17 protein-coding genes and 2 pseudogenes are annotated in these 20,284 nt (G+C 39.4%); 18 read left to right on the forward strand and 1 reads right to left on the reverse strand.

The features are described from left to right. Positions 1-95: 95 nt before the first annotated feature. The 15 genes and pseudogenes from IGI41_RS02265 to IGI41_RS02335 all read left to right on the forward strand — a co-directional run. Positions 96-203 (forward strand): annotated as a pseudogene (locus IGI41_RS02265) (teichoic acid D-Ala incorporation-associated protein DltX); the annotation flags it as partial. An 11-nt stretch (positions 204-214) separates the two neighbouring features. Beyond that, positions 215-1,732: a D-alanine--poly(phosphoribitol) ligase subunit DltA gene (dltA, locus tag IGI41_RS02270; protein ID WP_430611070.1), complete on the forward strand. Its 1,518-nt coding sequence runs from the start codon at positions 215-217 to the stop codon at positions 1,730-1,732. Next, complete coding sequence (gene dltB / locus IGI41_RS02275; protein ID WP_430611071.1) at positions 1,729-2,931, forward strand: D-alanyl-lipoteichoic acid biosynthesis protein DltB; 1,203 nt, start codon at positions 1,729-1,731, stop codon at positions 2,929-2,931. The genes dltA and dltB overlap by 4 nt, the downstream gene beginning before the upstream one ends. 24 nt (positions 2,932-2,955) lie before the next feature. Further along, entirely contained in the window at positions 2,956-3,198 is a 243-nt protein-coding gene (gene dltC, locus IGI41_RS02280; protein ID WP_430611073.1) for a D-alanine--poly(phosphoribitol) ligase subunit DltC, read from the forward strand. Continuing rightward, positions 3,195-4,454, forward strand: coding sequence for a D-alanyl-lipoteichoic acid biosynthesis protein DltD (gene dltD / locus IGI41_RS02285; RefSeq protein WP_430611075.1), 1,260 nt, complete (start codon positions 3,195-3,197; stop codon positions 4,452-4,454). Before dltC ends, dltD begins: the two co-directional genes overlap by 4 nt. A 36-nt stretch (positions 4,455-4,490) precedes the next feature. Beyond that, positions 4,491-5,738: a serine hydrolase domain-containing protein gene (locus tag IGI41_RS02290; RefSeq protein WP_430611077.1), complete on the forward strand. Its 1,248-nt coding sequence runs from the start codon at positions 4,491-4,493 to the stop codon at positions 5,736-5,738. Positions 5,739-5,967: 229 nt separating this feature from the next. Further along, positions 5,968-6,741 carry a Fe-S cluster assembly ATPase SufC gene (gene sufC / locus IGI41_RS02295; protein ID WP_086273498.1) on the forward strand — a complete coding sequence of 258 codons (774 nt, stop codon included), beginning with the start codon at positions 5,968-5,970 and terminating at the stop codon, positions 6,739-6,741. A gap of 13 nt (positions 6,742-6,754) precedes the next feature. After that, complete coding sequence (gene sufD, locus IGI41_RS02300) at positions 6,755-8,086, forward strand: Fe-S cluster assembly protein SufD (RefSeq protein WP_430611078.1); 1,332 nt, start codon at positions 6,755-6,757, stop codon at positions 8,084-8,086. Continuing rightward, the gene (locus IGI41_RS02305) at positions 8,083-9,327 is read left to right on the forward strand and encodes a cysteine desulfurase (protein WP_430611079.1); all 1,245 of its coding nucleotides are present in this window, start codon (positions 8,083-8,085) and stop codon (positions 9,325-9,327) included. Before sufD ends, IGI41_RS02305 begins: the two co-directional genes overlap by 4 nt. Next, a complete protein-coding gene (sufU, locus tag IGI41_RS02310; RefSeq protein WP_430611081.1) occupies positions 9,305-9,808 on the forward strand; it encodes a Fe-S cluster assembly sulfur transfer protein SufU in 504 nt (167 codons plus the stop codon). Before IGI41_RS02305 ends, sufU begins: the two co-directional genes overlap by 23 nt. A gap of 42 nt (positions 9,809-9,850) precedes the next feature. Beyond that, positions 9,851-11,242 (forward strand): Fe-S cluster assembly protein SufB, encoded by a 1,392-nt coding sequence (gene sufB / locus IGI41_RS02315; RefSeq protein ID WP_430611082.1) that lies wholly within the window; start codon positions 9,851-9,853, stop codon positions 11,240-11,242. Positions 11,243-12,119: 877 nt separating this feature from the next. After that, positions 12,120-13,778 carry a nucleotide kinase domain-containing protein gene (locus IGI41_RS02320; RefSeq protein ID WP_430611083.1) on the forward strand — a complete coding sequence of 553 codons (1,659 nt, stop codon included), beginning with the start codon at positions 12,120-12,122 and terminating at the stop codon, positions 13,776-13,778. Continuing rightward, positions 13,775-14,785: a thymidylate synthase gene (locus tag IGI41_RS02325; RefSeq protein ID WP_430611085.1), complete on the forward strand. Its 1,011-nt coding sequence runs from the start codon at positions 13,775-13,777 to the stop codon at positions 14,783-14,785. The genes IGI41_RS02320 and IGI41_RS02325 overlap by 4 nt, the downstream gene beginning before the upstream one ends. After that, positions 14,775-15,224: a TIR domain-containing protein gene (locus IGI41_RS02330; RefSeq protein ID WP_430611086.1), complete on the forward strand. Its 450-nt coding sequence runs from the start codon at positions 14,775-14,777 to the stop codon at positions 15,222-15,224. The genes IGI41_RS02325 and IGI41_RS02330 overlap by 11 nt, the downstream gene beginning before the upstream one ends. Before the next feature lie 17 nt (positions 15,225-15,241). Beyond that, positions 15,242-15,880: a hypothetical protein gene (locus tag IGI41_RS02335; protein WP_430611087.1), complete on the forward strand. Its 639-nt coding sequence runs from the start codon at positions 15,242-15,244 to the stop codon at positions 15,878-15,880. Positions 15,881-16,010: 130 nt separating this feature from the next. On the opposite strand, the gene IGI41_RS02340 is transcribed toward IGI41_RS02335, so the two are convergent. Next, positions 16,011-16,274: a hypothetical protein gene (locus IGI41_RS02340; protein WP_430611088.1), complete on the reverse strand. Its 264-nt coding sequence runs from the start codon at positions 16,272-16,274 to the stop codon at positions 16,011-16,013. 69 nt (positions 16,275-16,343) lie between these two features. Here IGI41_RS02340 and IGI41_RS02345 point away from each other — a divergent pair. The 3 genes and pseudogenes from IGI41_RS02345 (at position 16,344) to IGI41_RS02355 (ending at position 20,250) form a co-directional block, all read left to right on the forward strand. Further along, positions 16,344-17,501 (forward strand): annotated as a pseudogene (locus tag IGI41_RS02345) (IS3 family transposase). A gap of 312 nt (positions 17,502-17,813) precedes the next feature. Then, positions 17,814-18,575 carry a hypothetical protein gene (locus IGI41_RS02350; protein ID WP_430611090.1) on the forward strand — a complete coding sequence of 254 codons (762 nt, stop codon included), beginning with the start codon at positions 17,814-17,816 and terminating at the stop codon, positions 18,573-18,575. 466 nt (positions 18,576-19,041) lie between these two features. Beyond that, positions 19,042-20,250 carry an ATP-binding protein gene (locus IGI41_RS02355; protein WP_430611092.1) on the forward strand — a complete coding sequence of 403 codons (1,209 nt, stop codon included), beginning with the start codon at positions 19,042-19,044 and terminating at the stop codon, positions 20,248-20,250. Positions 20,251-20,284: the final 34 nt, after the last annotated feature.

A 20,284-nucleotide genomic window follows, 5' to 3' on the forward strand; every position in this document is an offset into this window, starting at 1 on the left:
TATTTTATTTATTCCTTCACTCTAAAATAAATGTAGCAAAAAGGAGGAGTTTCGTGAAAGCACGCGCAAAAGATAGTCGATTGAAGAGTATCAGTCTCTTTTTGGCAAAAACACTTTTTTACTTTTGCATTTTCCTTTTATTGATATATCTGTACCATTACAAAAATGTGCAAGGTGGTACCTTTATCTACAATGAATTTTAGGAGGAAGCGCGATGAAAGTGAACGCAATAATTGAGGCTATTGATATGTGGGCTGAAAAAGAGCCTGACAGAGAAGTATACCGAGAACCAAATCAAGTCTATACGTATAGTCAATTGGTGTATCGTGCCAATCAGTTGGCCCATTTTTTTGATGAAAACCTAACAACCGATCGGCCCATCGTTGTCTTTGGTGAATTGGAATTTGATATGCTGGTGGCCTTTTTGGCGGCATCTAAATCCGGCCGGGCGTATATTCCGATCGAAACCACTACACCACAGGAACGAATTGATTTGATTCTTTCCGTTGCACGACCTGAGATGGTGGTTACGATCGGCGATTGGCAAGAATCACAAGCGGATGTCAAGCGCGTCGATGTGCAGCAATTGCACACAATCTATCAGATGCCCATCGAGCGTTGGCAAAATGTCACACGATCAGACGAAGATACGTATTATATTATCTTTACTTCAGGAACAACAGGAGTCCCAAAAGGGGTGCAGATCAGCCATAGCAATCTATTGAGTTTCGTGAATTGGGAACTGTCAGATTTTGGTCTGAAAACAGGAATGACCTACTTGGCCCAAGCACCCTATTCTTTTGATCTTTCTGTAATGGGGCTATACCCTGCATTGACTTCAGGCGGATGTTTGGTTCCGTTAAAGAAAGCCGTAGTCAATGATTTCAAACAGCTATTTCAAGTGTTGCCAACATTGCCGATCAATGTTTGGGTCTCTACGCCCTCGTTTGTGAATATCTGTTTGATGGAACCGCATTTCGATCAATCCCATTTGTCAGGATTGTCCCATTTCTTATTTTGTGGGGAAGAATTACCTAAAAAAACAGCACAGGCTTTATTGTCCCGTTTCCCTCATGCCAAAGTGTTTAACACCTATGGTCCTACAGAGGCGACCGTAGCCATTTCTCGTGTGGAAATCACTGAACAGCTGTTACATGCGTATCCTCGCGTACCCATTGGCTATATCAAAGAGGATACAGTTGTGACGATCATGGAAGATGACCAAGTGCGACAGGCGGGGCAGTTAGGGGAAATCGTGATCAGCGGGCCAAGTGTATCCAAAGGATATCTCAACAACCCTGAGAAGACCGCAACAGCATTTGTAACGATCGATGGGCGACCTGCCTACCGCACAGGCGATCGCGGTCAATTGACTGAAGATGGGCTGTTACTGTACGAAGGACGCTTAGACTTTCAGATCAAGTTCCATGGTTATCGCATGGAATTGGAAGAAATCGATCACCATTTGTCCGAAAGTCCATGGGTCAAAGAAGCAGTTGTTGTACCGAAATACAAAGAAAACAAAGTCGAGCAATTGATTGCTTACGTGGTACCTGCAGATAATACATTCGAGAAAGAATATCAATTGTCCAAAGCGATTAAAACATCGGTCAGTCAAAGATTGATGTCGTATATGATTCCGCAAAAAATGATCTACGTGCCGCATTTGCCACAAACAGCCAATGGCAAAATCGATCGCAAGTCATTGATCCATGAGGTGAATCCATCATGATGATCCCCCATATGATTCCTTATGCAAATCCGGGGTATTTTTTATGGTTGCTGCTGGCGATGACACCGATGATCTTACTCTTGCTGTTCAAAGGTGTGCGTTGGCAGTGGTATCAAATCGTAGTGACCCTCGCAGTGCTTTATGTTAGTTTCGGGGGCGAGTTATGGCAGCAGGGTGCTGCATTGGCGGGCTATGTATTCTTTCAAACCTTCTTAGTTTATGGGTATCACAAGCTGCAGCAAAGGCAAAATAGTAGTGGTCTTTTTTATGCAGCTGTCGGTCTGGCTATCTTACCGCTGACGTTCGTGAAAGTGACACCGTTAATGATAGGGCATGGTTCTTTTATGAACTTCTTAGGTATCTCTTATCTGACGTTCAAGTCGGTTCAGCTGATCATGGAAATGCGCGACGGGATGATCAAAACATATCACCCTTGGCGTTATATTCAATTCTTGCTTTTCTTTCCAACTATTTCTTCAGGACCGATTGATCGGTATCGACGATTTGAAAAAGACTTGCTGCATCCGCCGACTAAAGAAACTTATCTCGGTTTTTTAGAAAAAGGTGTCAGTCAACTTATGCTAGGGTTATTGTATAAATTTATCCTAGGATACTTTTTCGGACAAGTATTGTTGCCAATCGTTACCCGCGAGGCAGTCGATCATGGGTTCTTTTCATGGGGAATGTTGGGGTATATGTATGTGTACAGTTTATACTTATTCTTTGACTTTGCCGGATACAGCCTATTTGCAATTGCCATCAGCAATTTTATGGGCTATGACACACCGGCCAACTTTAACAAACCATTCCTATCCCCAAATATCAAAGAATTTTGGAATCGATGGCATATGAGTTTGTCGTTCTGGTTTAGAGATTATGTCTATATGCGGCTGATGTTCACATTGATCAAAAAGAAAGTGTTTAAAAGTCGTATCATCGCCTCAAATGTCGGCTATTTTGCCCTCTTCCTATTAATGGGGGTTTGGCATGGCCTGACATGGTATTACTTATTATATGGCGTCTATCATGCAAGCTTGATATGTATCAATGATGCGTGGATCCGTTGGAAAAAGAAACGAGCGCATCCACTGCCATCAAATCGATGGACGAAGGCCCTTTCGATAGGGATCACTTTTCATGCCGTTTGTTTCAGTTTCTTGATTTTCTCTGGGATATTGGCGCAACTATGGTGTAAATAATATGACTAAAAGGAGTGTAACAACATGCATACAAATGAAGCAGTTACCGCAATTTTAACAGATATCACAGGTAGTGATGAAGTAAGAGAGAACGTAGATATAGATTTATTTGATGAAGGCTTATTGGATTCTTTAGGCGCAGTACAATTATTAGTCGAATTAGAAGGACAATTGGGGATCCAATTCCCAGTTTCAGAATTCGATCGTACTGAATGGGCCACTCCAGCGAAAATCATGGCGAAAGTGGCTGCGTTAGAAACCCTATGATCAAACGGCGATTAGGCATCATTTTTGGGCCAATCATCTGTGCACTTGTGCTTTTGGCAGGGCTGTTTTTCGGCCCTTGGAAAATCAATAACCATCAGCCGGCAACACTTGAACAAGCATCGACTGCCATGACCGATGCGGTTTTTCAAGGAGATATGATCAAAAATGAAGCCATAGCATCAGGTAAATATGTGGCTTTCTTCGGCTCATCAGAATTAAACCGAATCAGTTCCTTTCATCCATCTGTGTTAGCACAGAAATACAAACGCGGCTACACACCGTTTTTGTTGGGTGCAGCAGGGACCCAGTCATTGACGCAATATAGCATCATTCAATCAATGGCCAAAGAGTTGGCTGGTAAAAAAACAATCTTCGTTGTATCACCGCAATGGTTCGTGCCAAAAGGGATCAAAGAGGACTACTTTAACCACCATTATTCAAAACAACATGTATACAGATGGTTGACGTCTATGGAACATGTGTCCGACACGGACAAATATTATGCCGATCGTTTGCTGTCCTTTCGCAAAGTAGCAGAGGATACGCTAACGGCATCTTCTCTGAAAGAAGTTTGTGCCGGACATTTGCCGACTGCATGGCAAGTGACACAAATGAACCTGCAATTGACATTGTTGACACGAGAAGATGATTTGTTCAGCGGGATTGGTCTGCAGTATAACTTGCAAGATAAGATTGAGCACGCGGCAGCACGTTTGCCTGAAACGGACAATAGGCACGAATTGCACGCATTAGCCAACGAACAAGGGCAACAAGAAACAAGCAACAATAGATTTGGCATTAAAAACAGTTTCTATAATGCGCATCTCAAAAACAAGATCAACAAAATGAAACAGTCACAATCAAATTGGGAGTATCGCTATGGCCCAGAATACAGTGATTTCCAGTTGGTTTTGAATGCCTTTGCTGAAAATAACGTAGATGTCTTATTCATTATTCCGCCAATCAACCAAAAATGGATGGACTACACTGGATTGCCTCAATCAGTTTTGAGGGGATTTGATAAAAAAATCCGACACCAATTGGACAGTCAAGGATTCACATCGATCGATGATTTGTCTGATCAAGGCAATGTCGATTACTTTATGGAAGATACGATCCATTTGGGGTGGCAAGGCTGGCTCACTGCAGATGAGCAAATCAAGACATTTCTGACAGGACCAACGCATACGCCGAGATATAAAATCAATAACCAGTTCTTGTCCAAAGATTGGCAGGAACAAGACCCGCAAGAATAAATAGTCAGGTCTAGGAAACGGAGGCAGATCGGTACAATGGGCAAGCATAGTAAAAAACCATCACGTTTATCAAGCGTTTTGATCACGCTAGATATCATAGTGATCATCGGCGGGTTGGCTATGTTGTCGTACTTATTTTTATTGCCTGCTGTGACATCAAAGGCGAGCAGCTCTTCGGTCGATACGTCAAGCGAGTCATCAATGCATCGTCATCAACAGCAAACAAGTGAAACGCAAAATACCGCCGACAACATAAGTGAAAAAAATAGTCTTACAGCAGCAGATTATCGTTATTTGACGCGTAACCAAGTCACAGTGACCGATACGGGAGCTGCCTTAGATACGGTGTTGCGTGATAGCGGCTTTATCGGGAGTGCGCTGATTGTAAAAGATGGGCAGATTATCCTCCATAAAGGATATGGCTATGCAAACAAAGCCAAAGATCTGCTCAATCAACCAGATACCTTATTCAATATTGGCTCTATCCAAAAAGGCATGACAGGTGTATTGGTCATGCGTGCTGCGGCAGAAGGTCGATTGTCCTTGTCTGACACATTGGCAAAGTACTACCCTGACATACCGAACGCGGACAATATCACGCTGCAACAAATGCTGCAAATGGCCTCAGGATTGGAATTGACTGAGAACCCTAGCAATCTCAGTACAGATACAGATATATTGGAATGGGATGCTGCCCACACTGTCATGGCGCAGAGTCAAGGAGTCTTTCACTATAGTCCAATCAATTACAATCTTTTGGCAGGTATCTTGACCAAAGCTACGGGTCAGTCCTATGCATCTTTGTTTTCAGATTATTTCATCAAACAACAGGGATTCAGCCAAACACAACTGTTCACAACGTATCTCAAAGAGAAGATACCTACGGCCAATTATAAAACAGAAGGTGCAGAGGATCCTTATGAGAAAGAAAATACGCTGAGTTACGCGGCGCTTGCTTCCGAGATCGGTACTGGCAATGTCTATATGTCTGTAGGCGATTTATATCGGTATTTCGATTGCTTGCTGCATGAAAAACTACTCAACAAACAACAGTTGGCGCAATTATGGACACCCGTTTCTGGCAGTACATATGCTGCGGGCTTTTATGACAAAGGAAACTATGATCGTGCCCATGGCGGCAAGGGAGGATTTGAATCCTATGGGTTGTTCAGCAAAAACAATCAAGAAAGCGTGATTTTACTTTCAAATCGTGGCCGTAAATCTGACGCGCAACTCATGGATACCCTCTATAAAAGGGTGACTGGTGTAGAGACCACATTTTAAAACAGTCAAAAACATAAGTGATCTGCAGAAAACGCGGTATCACTTATGTTTTTTTATTTGTTTGTGTAACCGTGGAAATAAATCCAAGACTTTTAAATTACTGGGTAATAGTTTATAATAATTCTAATGTAAAGATTCGAATAAAATGACCAAAGACGAGAATAGCGTTTGAAGTTCATTCTCAACTAGTCTAGAATAGTGAGAAAGAAAAGATACTGGAGGGAATAGAATGTCAGTTTTAGAGATCAAAAATCTACACGTTCAAATCGAAGACAAAAAGATTTTAAAAGGCGTTGACTTAGTACTGAAAACGGGTGAGATCCATGCCATCATGGGACCAAACGGAACAGGGAAATCAACTTTATCTGCTGCCATCATGGGGAACCCCAACTATGAAGTAACTGAAGGAGAAATATTGTTCGACGGTGAAAATGTACTAGAGATGGAAGTCGACGAGCGGGCGCGCCTAGGCTTATTCTTAGCGATGCAATACCCAAGTGAAATTCCTGGTATCACCAATGCTGAATTCATGAGAGCAGCCATCAATGCCAAACGTGAGGAAGATGACAAAATATCTGTCATGGATTTCTTGAAAAAATTAGACCAAAAAATGGATCTCTTGAACATGCCTGAAGAAATGGCAGAGCGTTATTTGAACGAAGGATTCTCTGGTGGTGAAAAGAAACGGAATGAAATTTTGCAATTGTTGATGTTAGAACCAACATTTGCGATTTTGGATGAGATCGATTCTGGATTGGATATCGATGCCTTGAAAGTGGTTGCAAAAGGGGTCAATGAAATGCGTGGTGAGGGATTTGGCGCGCTGATCATCACCCATTACCAACGTTTGTTAAACTATATCACGCCTGATGTGGTGCATATCATGATGGAAGGCCGTGTCGTGATGACAGGTTCTGCTGATTTGGCCAAACGTTTAGAAGCAGAAGGCTACGCAGGGATCAGTAAAGAATTAGGGATCGACTACAAAGAAGAAGAAGCGTAAGGGGGCAAGGTAAATGGCAAAATTACATGATTATCTTGAACAAGTCAACGTTTTTTCTGCATTGAAAGAAGAACCTGAATGGATGTTGGAGATGCGGCAAGCAGCATTGGCAAAAGTCGATGACTTGCCATTTCCAAAAATTGAGCGGGTCCGTTATGAACGTTGGCCATTATTTAGTATCGATGAAGCAACACTTGCAGGTGAGACTGCCTTTGGTGGTATCATCGATCCGACTGCTGGCAATGAAGCAGACGGCTTAGGCGCTGTACCGGCATTTGATGCGATGGACAGCCATCCAACGGTCGTTCAGTATGACCAAGCGACTGTTTTTGAACAATTGCCGCAACATTTGGTTGATCAAGGCGTCATTTTTACCGATTTATTCACAGCCATGCAAGAAGTGCCTGAATTGGTCAACCAATACTATATGTCGAAAGCTGTTGCATTCGATGAAGACAAAATGACGGCAGCTCATGCCGCTTTTATGAATAGCGGGTTGTTTCTCTATGTACCTAAGAATGTAGTGATCGAAGAACCATTAGAAGCGATTTTCTATCATAACGGCAATAGCCAAGCACATTTCTTCAAACATGTCTTGATTGTCGCTGATGAACATAGTGAATTCAGCTACCTGGAACGATTCCAAACCAAAGGCGATCAAGCCAAAAAAATATCTGGCAATATCGTCGTAGAAGTCATTGCTAAAGCAGGGGCGAAAGTCAAGTTTTCAGCGATCGATCAATTAGGTGTCAATATCACGACCTACATGAATCGTCGCGGTTATGTCTTGCGGGATGCAATGGTGGATTGGGCGATTGGCGTGATGAACGATGGTGATGTTGTGGCAGACTTCGATTCTGACCTAGTCGGCGAAGGTGCCCACTCTGAAGTCAAAGCTGTCGCCATCAGTGCTGGCCGTCAAACCCAAGGGATCGATACCCGTGTGACCAATAAGGCGCCGCATTCTATTGGGCATATCTTGCAACATGGGGTCATTCGTGAACGGGGTGTCTTGACTTTCAACGGGATCGGCCACATCCTAAAAGGAGCGAAAGGCGCCGATGCACAACAAGAAAGTCGTGTCTTGATGCTGTCTGACCAAGCCCGTGGTGATGCCAATCCGATTCTTTTGATCGATGAACATGAAGTCACAGCAGGACATGCTGCGAGTGTTGGACGGGTCGACCCTGAAGAAATGTACTATTTGATGAGTCGTGGTTTGCGTAAAGAAGATGCAGAGCGCTTGGTGATTCGCGGGTTCCTAGGTTCGGTGCTGACAGCTATTCCAGTCAAAGAAGTCCAACAAGAACTAGTGGACGTTATTGAAGGGAAGTTGCTTGCATGATCGATAGCCATAAAGTGAAACGCGCGTTTCCCATCTTGGATCAAATCGTCAATGATGAACCCTTGGTTTATTTAGACAATGCGGCAACTACGCAAAAACCAGAAGCTGTTTTGGCTGCAGTGACCGCTTATTATCATCAAGACAATGCCAATGTCCACCGCGGGGTGCATACCTTAGCAGAACGGGCAACGCAGTCTTATGAAGCAGCCAGAGAAAAGGTCCGTCAATTTATCCATGCCAAAGAAACGGCAGAAGTCCTTTTTACAAGAGGGACAACCACCGGTTTGAATTGGGTCGCCCGTAGTTTTGGGGATCAATTTGTGCATGAAGGAGATGAGATCGTGATTTCCTATATGGAACATCACTCCAACATCATCCCATGGCAGCAATTGGCCAAACGCAAACAGGCGACTTTAAAATATATTCAATTGACACCAGAAGGCACACTGGATATGGCAGATGCCAAAAAACAAATCACTGAAAAAACAGCGATCGTCTCGATTGCCCATGTCTCGAATGTTCTAGGCGTGATCAACCCAATCGCTGAACTAACCGCTTTGGCACATGCCAACCAAGCAGTGATGGTCGTCGATGGTGCCCAAGCCGTCCCCCATATGGCGGTAGATGTCCAAGCACTGGATTGCGATTTCTATGCTTTTTCGGGACATAAGATGTGTGGGCCTACGGGAATAGGTGTCTTATACGGCAAACGTGTATGGCTTGATCAAATGGAGCCCGTCGAGTTTGGCGGCGAAATGATTGATTTCGTCCACTTGCAAGACAGCACGTGGAAAGAGTTGCCTTGGAAATTTGAAGCAGGCACACCGAATATCGCTGGCGCGATTGGTTTAGGTGCAGCGGTGGATTACTTGCAAGAAATAGGCTTAGATGAAATCCATCAGCACGAAGCGGCTATTGTTGCCTATGTGTTGCCCAAATTGCAAGCCATTGATGGATTGACGATTTACGGCCCGCAAGAAGCAGCAAAACGTACCGGTGTGATTGCCTTTAATATTGACGGCATCCATCCCCACGATGTCGCAACTGCTTTAGACATGGAAGGCATTGCTGTAAGAGCGGGTCACCATTGTGCCCAACCACTCTTGCAGTACTTGCAAGTGCCGGCAACTGCACGGGCGAGCTTTTACCTGTATAATACAAGAGAGGACGCCGATCGCTTGGTTGACGCCATCAAGCTAACGAAGGAGTTTTTTCAACATGGCACTGACACGATTAGATAATTTATATCGACAAGTCATTTTAGATCATTCCAGTCATCCCCATCATCGAGGAACACTAGGAGCATCTACATATAAAGTCGAATTGAACAACCCGACCTGCGGGGATGTGATCCACTTGGAACTGGCGGTTGACGGAGAGACCATCAAAGATCTCGCCTTTACAGGTGAAGGCTGCTCCATCAGCACCGCTAGCGCTTCAATGATGGGTGATGCGGTCATTGGCAAGACACTGACCGAAGCAGGCGAATTGTCTCAGTTGTTCTCTGAACTGGTGCAAGGACACGAAGTCGCAGAAAGCGATCGCCTAGGCGATGCGTCTATGTTAGGCGGCGTAGCCAAATTTCCTGCACGGATCAAGTGTGCGACCTTGGCATGGAAAGCATTGGAAAAAGCCATCAAAAATGATAAAGGGCAAGCAACTGCCGGTCAATTGCACCATCCAAACGACACCAATGACACGAGCCAATCACTAGACGAATAGACCAGAACAATCACCTAGTCACAAATCAAAGGAGTGAGAATCATGGGTGTACCTGAATTAGAAGAATATAAATTTGGCTTCCACGATGACGTACAACCAGTGTTTAGTACTGGGAAAGGCTTGACCGAAGACATCGTCCGTGAAATCTCACGGGTCAAAGAAGAACCAGAATGGATGCTGGACTTCCGCTTGAAGTCATTAGAAGCATTCAATAAAATGCCGATGCAAAACTGGGGTCCTGACCTATCTGACATCGATTTCGATGCCATCAAATATTACCAAAAATCAAGTGACCGTCCTGCACGGGATTGGGATGATGTCCCAGAGAAAATCAAAGAAACCTTTGAACGTATTGGGATCCCCGAAGCCGAACGTGCTTATCTAGCCGGTGCCTCTGCACAGTACGAATCAGAAGTGGTTTATCACAATATGAAAGATGAGTTTGAGAAGTTAGGCATCATCTTTACCGATACGGATTCAGCCTTGAAAGAATATCCTGAAATCTTCAAGCAATACTTTGCCAAACTTGTCCCACCAACGGATAATAAATTGGCAGCACTAAACTCAGCAGTGTGGTCTGGCGGTACCTTTATCTATGTACCAAAAGGCGTACGGGTAGATGTGCCATTGCAAACCTATTTCCGGATCAATGCTGAAAATACTGGTCAATTTGAACGAACATTGATTGTTGTTGATGAAGGCGCCAGCGTCCATTACGTCGAAGGCTGTACCGCACCAACCTATTCAACCAATAGTTTGCATGCTGCCATCGTAGAAATCTTTACCTTAAAAGATGCCTACTGCCGCTACACCACGATCCAAAACTGGTCTGACAATGTCTACAACCTTGTGACCAAACGGGCCAAAGCCTTAGAAGGCGCCACCGTAGAATGGATCGATGGCAACCTAGGGGCCAAAACCACCATGAAATACCCAAGTGTCTATCTAGACGGCAAAGGCGCCCGCGGCACCATGTTGTCGATCGCTTTTGCAGGAGCCAACCAAGTCCAAGATACTGGTGCCAAAATGATCCACAACGCACCAAACACCTCCAGCTCGATCGTCTCAAAATCCATTTCAAAAGACGGCGGCGCAGTGAACTATCGCGGACAAGTTACCTTCGGCAAGAAGAGCACAGGCTCCATCTCGCATATCGAATGTGATACCATCATCATGGATGACCTATCGAAATCCGATACCATTCCATTCAATGAAATCCACAACAGCCAAGTGTCCTTAGAACACGAAGCAAAAGTCTCCAAAATCTCAGAAGAACAACTGTACTATCTGATGAGCCGCGGCTTATCAGAAGGAGAAGCAACCGAAATGATCGTCATGGGCTTCGTCGAACCATTCACGAAAGAACTGCCGATGGAATACGCGGTTGAGTTGAACCGGTTGATTAGTTATGAGATGGAAGGGTCTGTGGGGTAATAGAATTGATTAAGCTAGAAATGCCTATTTGAAGGTGTTTCTGGCTTTTTTGTTTAGACGTGTAGAAAGTAACACCAAAAGTAACTCCAATGAGAAATGGATTTACTTCAATATTATCACTAATTTATCAGGAAATCAGACGGAGAAGGAAGAGTTTTCATTTATTGTTTATGAAGTGTGTTACCCTGATTCTAGTTATACAGGATTATATAATGTGGAAGGATATTTGTATACGATTGGGGACAATTATGTAATGATGAGACAATCAATGAGGCAATCTCCAACAAAGGATATCAAATGCGCACAGTGCAAAACGAGGTAACTTATGAAATTACGGCTCCGACATTAGTACGAGCGCCCCTAGTTTATGGAAAGTACCGATAAATATTTTTCTATTGAGCCTCTGGGATGGTCTATAGCCTTCAGAACAAAAGATTTAGCATCACTTCAATTTGATCAACTAGATACGGATATTGATAATATTACCATTGATAAATAGTCTTTTGCTCTCATTTTTTTTGAATGAAGAGTTTTTTTACTTTTCTACAAGAAAATGTATTTTTTGAAATTATTGAAAATGTTCCGCGATTTTTATTCGAAACGCTGGAAAATGGACAATGTGACTAAAAAAGTATGGTATCATAAGTGAAAAAGCTCACTAAGGAGGTTATATTATGCTTTGTCAATAGAGAAGCTATTTAAAGCGAGATATATAGGAAATATGGTGTTTTTTGTTAAATGAGATTATAAAAAAATTATGGTATAGAAAAAGGCTATTTAGCAAATTCTGCTAGCGCTGGAGTAAAAATGGATTTGAAGTAAAATAAAGGAATGACTATTTAAAAATGAAGTTAGTATTGAAGAAGGGGTAACTATTTTGAATGAAAATGTTGGTCAAATTTATATTTTTGAAGGAATTGACAACGTTGGTAAGTCAACAGTAATGGATAAAGTTTCAGAGAAGCTAGAGCTAAAGGGCTATGATATTTCTAAATACAGTTTTCCTGGCAAAGAAGAGGGGACTTTAGGTGGACTTGTCTACGATATACATCATGAACAAGGCAAGTATTTTAAAGAGGAGCTCAATCCTATCAGCTTACAAATTTTACACATTGCTGCTCATATTGAGTTACTTCAAAAGAAACTTATTCCAGATTTGAAGAATGGAAAATTAATTTTATTGGACAGATTTTGGTGGTCGACCTTTTGCTATGGTGTAGTTTCTGGGATTGACAAAGAAGAATTAAATAACTTATTAATCCCAGAGCTTAAATATTGGGAGAATATACACATAAACAAGGTATTCTATTTGGAGAGGAAGCCGTCTGAACAAGTTATTACCCATGAAAAGAAACGATTAATAGATGAATATAGAAAAATTGTAAGTAACTCCCAAGAATATTTGGTTCATAATATAAGTAATGATTCTACGATAATTCAGACTTCGAATAAAATTGTGAATGAGATTTCGAAAAATTGTAAAGGGTTACAGATGGATCTCTTTGGTGATATTGCTCCTCAAAAAAGTAAGGCCATTAAAAAAATTCATACATCTTCTACTTTAATTAAATCACCAATCTACTCAGAATATTGGAAATTTACTGCAGAAAGGCAAAAGATTTTTTTTGCTCGATTTAACAATGAAAACTTTCCTTGGTCACAGGATTATATCTTGAGTAAATACAAATTTACCAACGTGTATAGAGCTTCAGATAGAGTAAGTCAGTATCTAATTAGAAGTGTTATATATCAAACTGGACAGGCACATGATGAAGAGGATATTTTGTTTAGAATATTGCTATTTAAATTGTTCAATAAGATTGAAACTTGGGAAACTTTAGAAGGAAAATTAAGTAAAGTTTCATACAAAACATATTCATATGACGTCTATAATAAAATTTTACTGGATGAATTGGAACAAAATAAGAAAATATACTCCGCAGCATATATTATGCCATCGGGAGTTAGTTCTTTTAACCATTCTAAAAAACATCAAAATAACCTTAAATTATTAGAATATATGTTAAAGGATAATTTGTTAAATAAAATCAAAGAATGTAATTCTTTGGAAGAGTTGTATCATTTACTGTTGAACTACCCTACTTTGGGAAGCTTTCTTGCTTTTCAACTAGCAATTGATATAAATTATAGTCCAATTTGTGATTTTGATGAGATGTCTTTCGTGATTGCAGGACCGGGCGCCAAGAGAGGTATTGACAAGTGTTTCGAGTCTCGAGGTAATTATACCTATGAAGATGTCATTAAGTGGATGGCAGATAAACAGGAAAAAGAAATAAGTAGGTTAAACCTTGATTTTTCAAATTTATGGGGACGAAAATTACAATTGATTGATTGTCAGAATATATTTTGTGAAACTGATAAATATACTCGAGTGAAACATCCAGAATATAACCATGGGAAAAATACTCGTATTAAACAAATTTTTAGAGCTAGTAATAGAGAAAATATTGAATACTTTTTTCCACCTAAATGGGGGATTAATGAAAGTATAAAAAGGGAGAGGATAGATCGGTGAATTCTTATCAAGGGAAGACGGTAGATGATGTGTGGATTCAAGCAGAAAAAGAATTGAAAGAGACTCATAATAGTGTGAAAAGTCGTACTGGTGAGACAGCTGAACTTTTACATGTAATCATGCAAGTTGATAATCCGAAACAAAGATGGGTATCTAGTCGAGTACCTGCAATAAGCATTGGATTTGCTTTAGCAGAAGTGATTTGGATACTGGCTGGTAGCAATGATTCAAAGGTTATTAATTATTGGAATCCTGCGTTGAAACAGTACGCTGGTATGGGAGATACTTATTATGGAGCATATGGCGAAAGAATTAGGAAATCCTATGGTTTTGATCAGTTGAATAGTGCGTATGAGGCACTAAAAAATAATCCAGAAAGCAGACAAATCGTAATTTCTATATGGAACCCTAATAGAGACTTCCCAGATTCTGATGGACAACCCAGGGCTGAGGATATCCCGTGTAATGTCTGTTCCCTATTAAAGGTGAGAAATGGAAAGTTGGAGTGGACTCAGATTATGAGAAGCAATGATCTCTTACTTGGATTACCATATAATTTTGTCCAGTTTACAATTATTCAAGAAATAATGGCTGGATGGTTAGACTTGGAAATTGGATCATATTGTCACTTTAGTGATAGTTTACATTTGTATGATAGAGATAAAGAAAAAGTTGGTGCACAGATTCCTCTACATGTGAAAAATACAGATGACTTAAGAGTAACAAAAGAAAAATCAGATAAATTAATTTCACAAATTTTTGATAATATGAAACTTCTTACTCAAAAAAATCTAAGTAAGGAAAAGTTACTAGAACTTTCTGAGCTAAATCAACCAGAAGAAGGATACTGTAATATGATGCGCATTATAAGTTCGTATGTAGCTGATAAACTTGGATATAGTGAAATATGTGAGCACATTTTATCTAATTGCTCAAATGAATTGTATGTAAAACTTTGGGGAAATTGGAGCCAAGAAAAAAAGGAGATAAGAGAAGATGGGAAATAAAATTTTTGTAGCATATAGCAGAGATGATAGAAAAGGTATCAATCAGTTGCCAAGGACTTTAGGCGTTGAACATACTTTTCGTAACAGTGATGAAGTCTATAGACTATTCTCTTCAAACGGTAATATTTCAGATCAAATGAAAAAAGTTATTGAAAAAAATGCAAAATGGTCTGATCTTGTTGTGGTCTTAATAGGGGAAAATACTGCTGAAGTTAAATGGATTGATTGGTGCATAGAAAAAGCAAGTATGTTAGGTAAAAAAGTTTTTTTCATATACTTGGATGAAGCAGGTTCATTACCAGATAGCAGTAAAAATTTCGGGTATGCTGCAGTTGGAATGGATAAAGCAGGAGAAGCTATTAACGGATCTACCCCTATTTGGGAAACTTCAACTGGAGAACCTTTTCCTAAATACAATATTGATAGATCAAGTTGCTAATACGAGGGGGAAAATGAATGAAATTATCGTATTATGTTGTAACCAGAGATTATGGATTCGCGCCAAATCCATTCCATGGTTTTTGTACTTTGGCTACGTGTAAGCCTACCCTTAGGAAACATGCAAATGTTGGAGATTGGATAGTTGGCATGGGTTCTTCTAGAAAAGAAAGTATTTACAAAGGGAAAATGATATATGCTATGCAAGTTGAAGAAATATTGACTTTTGATGATTACTGGAACGATATTCGATTTCAAAATAAAAAACCAGTGATGAATGGAAGCACACAACTAAAGTACGGTGATAATATATACTATACTGATGAAAATGGTTATATAATTCAAGTCGATTCTCATCATAGTTTAGAAAATGGAAAGGAAAATCTTCTAAATTTGGAACGAGATACCCGAGGTGAAAAAGTTCTAATCTCAAAAAAATTTTGGTACTTTGGAAAAGATGCAATTGAGATTCCGGAATCATTAAGTACTTTAAAAAATGTTGGAAGAGGTTACCGAAATATACATGATCATAATAATCAAAAATTTATTGATAATTTTGTTGAATGGTTATATAGTTTGGAAGGATATCAGTGGATAGGGCATCCTGAAAAATTTGAATCAGGATTTCATAGATATGATGGTAGAAGTAGTTTCTAATTCTTTTATAAAAAAACTGATACCCAAACTAGGACCAATCACGAAAAATTATCAGAATTTCATGGCATCGCTCAAAACAGCCGATGTTGATCTAACAACATTCAGAAGCTGTTAGAATTTGTAGAAAACACTATCCCTTTGCAGGAAGACAGTGTGGGGTAAAACCTATTTTTAAGCTAGAAACCTTGATATATAAGGGTTCTAGTTTTTTTATTTTGCTTGAAAATAGGAATATAAGTGTTTTTGTAAGTGCTACAGCGACTGCATTAGGTCTTTCTGACACTCGGTATGAAAGGATTTCATTGTTATATAGATCCATAAAAGGATCTAAATATAGTTTCTTCTGGCAAATAACACCATTTTTTAGCTTTAACTCAAAACTATACTTTGCCATGAAAATAGCGACCTCTGGAGTTGTTATAAAAACTTGACAAAAGCTTAAGGGAAAGCGAGGATCTAGAGTATGCCAAGACGTTCATTTGATAAAGCATTTAAAATTGCCACTGTAAAACTGAACGGAAGAAGGATTTTCTGTTAAAGAAGTTAGCATACAGCTAGAAATTCACGCTAATAGCTTGTATCGCGAGGTTCAAGAAGTTGAAAAATATGGAGAAAGTGCGTTTCCTGGAAAAGGGAGCGCACTTTTTGATGCCCATTATGAAATAAAGAAACTCGAACAAGAAAATCGTTACCTAAGAGAGGAATAAGACTTATTAAAAAAGTTCCAGGTCTTCTTGAAGCCAAACAAGAAGTAAGGTTTCAGTTCTTAAAAGAACACAAAAATGAGTTGAATATCCAGAGGGCTTGCCAGACATTGAACGTTTCAAAAGCTGGTTTTTATGTGTTCCTTAAAAGAAAACCATCCAAAAGAAAAAAAGAGAATGAACTCTTGAAAGAAGAAATTGCTACTATTTTTCAGGAACACCATGAAAGGTATGGAGCGATACGAATAACAGAAGTATTAAATAAAAAAGGTATTCTTGTTAATCGAAAACGTGTAGGAAAGCTTCGTCATCAACTTGGTCTTTATGCTAAAGGCAGTACCTATAAATACAAGTATTATAATCGGAAATCAATGCCACTCTCACAACCCAATCTTGTTAATCAAACGTTTAAGGCAACAGTAAAAAATAAAATTTGGTTAGAAGACATTACCTACATCCCTCTGAAAGAAGGAACGCTTTATTTATCTGTATTTATTGATGTCTGTACGAGAAAAATTGTTGGGTGGTCTATGTCACCTAGAATGAAAGATCAATTAGTTGTGGATTCTTTTCTTCAAGCATTTGGAAAAGAGCAGCCTGGACCAGGGTTGATTATTCACACTGATCAAGGCTCACAATACACAAGTACTAAATTCCAATAGGTGTTAAGGAAAAAAAGATGCACGCTCTAATATGAGCCGAAAAGGAAACCTTTATGATAGTTCCTTAATGGAATCTTTTACAAAACGATAAAAAGAGAGCTGATCAATGACGCTCATTTTAGAGATATTGATCAGACTCAAATGGAGATATTTAAATATATTGAAACTTACTATAACACAAAACGCATACACTCTGCTCTGGGCTATCAATTTCTTAAAGACTTTGAAAAAAATTCCACTTATTCTATTAACTAAGAGTCCAGTTTTTCTTGACAACTCCACTCCAAAGGTAGATTGTTGGTCTAACTTTTTTGGGGGCACGTCACCTTTTTGACACCCCCTCTTTATGTTACGTAGCCTCCTTTTGACGCCCTATTATCCGGAATCAGACGTCCATCTGACACCATATCAAGTCATAAAAAAATTTTACTATATAGTAGTTCTAAGAAAGATTATATAATTAATTTTCTTTGTTTAAATTGTTTGGGAATATAGAAACATAGTAAAATAAAGGTGGCTATAATGTCTGCTTTTTTGTTTTGATAATTAGAAGGGGGATAAACTGCTATGAGTTTTTCAAGTGTAAACTCTAGGTTGGAGATGCTGAGCGAAACGTTAGTTTTTAATGTGACAGATCGAAGAAGGTATTACGTATATTTGGATTATTCGGTTGATGGTTCTAATTTTTATTACGTAGGCAAAGGCACTGGTCCAAGGAAAGACATAGAACAAAGAAATGAGTACCATAGTCACTTTAAAAAACAGAAGGGCTTGGATAGAAGGATCGTATTAGATCGGCTCACTTCGTATGAAGCAGAATTGATAGAAAATTTATTTATTCACTATGCTCGAGAAAATGGTATATATCTAACGAACAAGATTATTCAGGAATACATGTTCAAAAAAGAGTTTAGTTTTGATCAAGTTCTGAATTATTACTGCAATGATTTTTTAGAATCCACTTATTCTAAGACGTGGGTACGAGAAAAGCTTTTTGGTAATTTGAATAAATTTGTGGGAATGATTAATCCTTTTTTTATTTGTTTTCAAGCAATTTATTTAGCAAAAGAGAGCACTCCTATTTTTTCAGATGAATTTGGATTTATGGTTAAGGATTCGCTGTTAAATATGAACAAAATAAGTGAAAAGTTTTTGACTAAATTACTTTCTGATATGATTGCTGAGCTTAATGATGAAGATTTTGAGTGGTTCTGTTACTATAGTGCAAGAATTGCTCATGCGGTTGATGCGGACAATGAGCTTGATATACAGTTGCTTCAAGATAGATGTATTAGAAATCTTGTCTCTAATTTACCGATGATAGTTTGATTCCTGAAACAGCTCCTCAAAGGGTTAAAAAAATGAATGCCACAGTAAATGCCATACCGTTGGATTTCCCTGATATTCATTGCTTCTATAACACATAGTAATTTACAAAAAAACGACCTTGAGCTAATTTGATGATGACTGAAATTCCAATCATTAATAGAAGGGTCTGTGGGGGATTGATTAAGCTAGAAATGCCTATTTGAAGGCGTTTCTGGCTTTTTTTTGTTTGGGCGTGTAGAAAGTAACATCAATGAGAAATGGATAGGTAAATCGTTACAGTTAAAATAGCCCAAGTAATGAAAGAACGAAAAAGTCAGAATGGAGGAAAGAAGTCTATTCTGACTTATTTCGGTTAGACATTACTATCAAATATTTTAGTACCAAACTTCATAAACTTCGAAAAAGTGATCAAATTTGAAGTTAACTTTAAAAAATGATAAAATGCAATAAAAATTGAAGTTTAGAAATGGGGCGAAACCAGTTGTTTCAACGACCAGCATATCTTCAACGGTTAATTGATTTTAAAGACACAGATTTTATTAAGGTGATTACAGGTGTTCGGCGTTCGGGCAAATCGGTATTGCTACTTTTGTATAAGGAATACCTGAAACAAGAGAACATTTCCGATGATCATATTATCTACATGAACTTTGAGAGTTTTGAGTACCAAACGATTACGACAGAGGAAAAGCTCTGGGAGAAGTTTCATGAGAAATTGCCTAAAGATGGGGAAAAAATTTATTTGTTGCTAGATGAAGTGCAAGTAGTCGATGGTTGGCAGCGAGTGATCAATGGTGTTCGGGTGAGCTTTAATAGCGATATTGTCATTACAGGTTCAAATGCGAAGATGCTTTCAGGTGAACTGGCAACACTTTTGAGTGGTCTATATATTGAAATTCCTATGTATCCTTTGTCCTTCCAAGAGTTCTTGGCTGTTAAAGAGATTCACCCTGATTCACGAAAAGTCGATACAGCATATGAAGAGTATGAAAAGTATGGTGGTTTTCCAAGTGTTGTGATTGCGGAAGAAGGAATCAAAGATACGATTCTTTCTGGTATTTTTGATACGATTGTTCTGAACGATGTCGCCCTAAGAGCAGGTATCAAAGATCCAGCTGTGTTGAAATCAGTGATCCGTTTTTTAGCGGACAATGTTGGACAACTCGTGAATACGAATAAAATCGTCAACACCCTAAAAAGTAAAGGAATTGAAACAACCAGTCATACAGTAAATAGGTATTTAGATCTATTGGAGAGCGGGTACTTATTTTATCGTGCGAAACAGTATGATATACGTGGGCGTGAATATCTTAGGACGAATGGCAAATATTTTATCGTGGATACCGGTCTTAGAAGAAATGCCGTGGGGAGAAAAGATGGGAACTACAGCAACCGTTTAGAGAATATTGTTTATATCGAACTGCTACGCCGCGGGTATAGTGTGGATATTGGCAAATTGGAACAGAAAGAAATCGATTTTGTTGCGCGAAAATTAGATGAAACGATCTATGTTCAGGTTGCCTATCAAATGCCTAATAATACGCATGAAACAGACAATTTACTAAACATCAAAGACAACTACAAAAAAATCGTTGTCACAGGACGATATTATGAAGTCGAACAAATTGATGGTATCCCCATCGTTTATATCGCAGATTGGCTGCTAGAGAAATAGAACAGTCCATTCAAGCTGTTGGTTTGCCAAGAGC

It is taken from the genome of Enterococcus sp. DIV0876, assembly GCF_050529585.1.
GTDB lineage: Bacteria > Bacillota > Bacilli > Lactobacillales > Enterococcaceae > Enterococcus_D.

Bases quoted from the DNA above. Each gene is read 5' to 3' on its own strand.
- dltA (WP_430611070.1), top strand. From the start codon at position 215: ATGAAAGTGAACGCAATAATTGAGGCTATTGATATGTGGGCTGAAAAA.
- dltB (WP_430611071.1), top strand. From the start codon at position 1,729: ATGATGATCCCCCATATGATTCCTTATGCAAATCCGGGGTATTTTTTA.
- dltC (WP_430611073.1), top strand. From the start codon at position 2,956: ATGCATACAAATGAAGCAGTTACCGCAATTTTAACAGATATCACAGGT.
- dltD (WP_430611075.1), top strand. From the start codon at position 3,195: ATGATCAAACGGCGATTAGGCATCATTTTTGGGCCAATCATCTGTGCA.
- IGI41_RS02290 (WP_430611077.1), top strand. From the start codon at position 4,491: ATGGGCAAGCATAGTAAAAAACCATCACGTTTATCAAGCGTTTTGATC.
- sufC (WP_086273498.1), top strand. From the start codon at position 5,968: ATGTCAGTTTTAGAGATCAAAAATCTACACGTTCAAATCGAAGACAAA.
- sufD (WP_430611078.1), top strand. From the start codon at position 6,755: ATGGCAAAATTACATGATTATCTTGAACAAGTCAACGTTTTTTCTGCA.
- IGI41_RS02305 (WP_430611079.1), top strand. From the start codon at position 8,083: ATGATCGATAGCCATAAAGTGAAACGCGCGTTTCCCATCTTGGATCAA.
- sufU (WP_430611081.1), top strand. From the start codon at position 9,305: ATGGCACTGACACGATTAGATAATTTATATCGACAAGTCATTTTAGAT.
- sufB (WP_430611082.1), top strand. From the start codon at position 9,851: ATGGGTGTACCTGAATTAGAAGAATATAAATTTGGCTTCCACGATGAC.
- IGI41_RS02330 (WP_430611086.1), top strand. From the start codon at position 14,775: ATGGGAAATAAAATTTTTGTAGCATATAGCAGAGATGATAGAAAAGGT.
- IGI41_RS02335 (WP_430611087.1), top strand. From the start codon at position 15,242: ATGAAATTATCGTATTATGTTGTAACCAGAGATTATGGATTCGCGCCA.
- IGI41_RS02340 (WP_430611088.1), bottom strand. From the start codon at position 16,274: ATGGCAAAGTATAGTTTTGAGTTAAAGCTAAAAAATGGTGTTATTTGC.
- IGI41_RS02350 (WP_430611090.1), top strand. From the start codon at position 17,814: ATGAGTTTTTCAAGTGTAAACTCTAGGTTGGAGATGCTGAGCGAAACG.
- IGI41_RS02355 (WP_430611092.1), top strand. From the start codon at position 19,042: ATGGGGCGAAACCAGTTGTTTCAACGACCAGCATATCTTCAACGGTTA.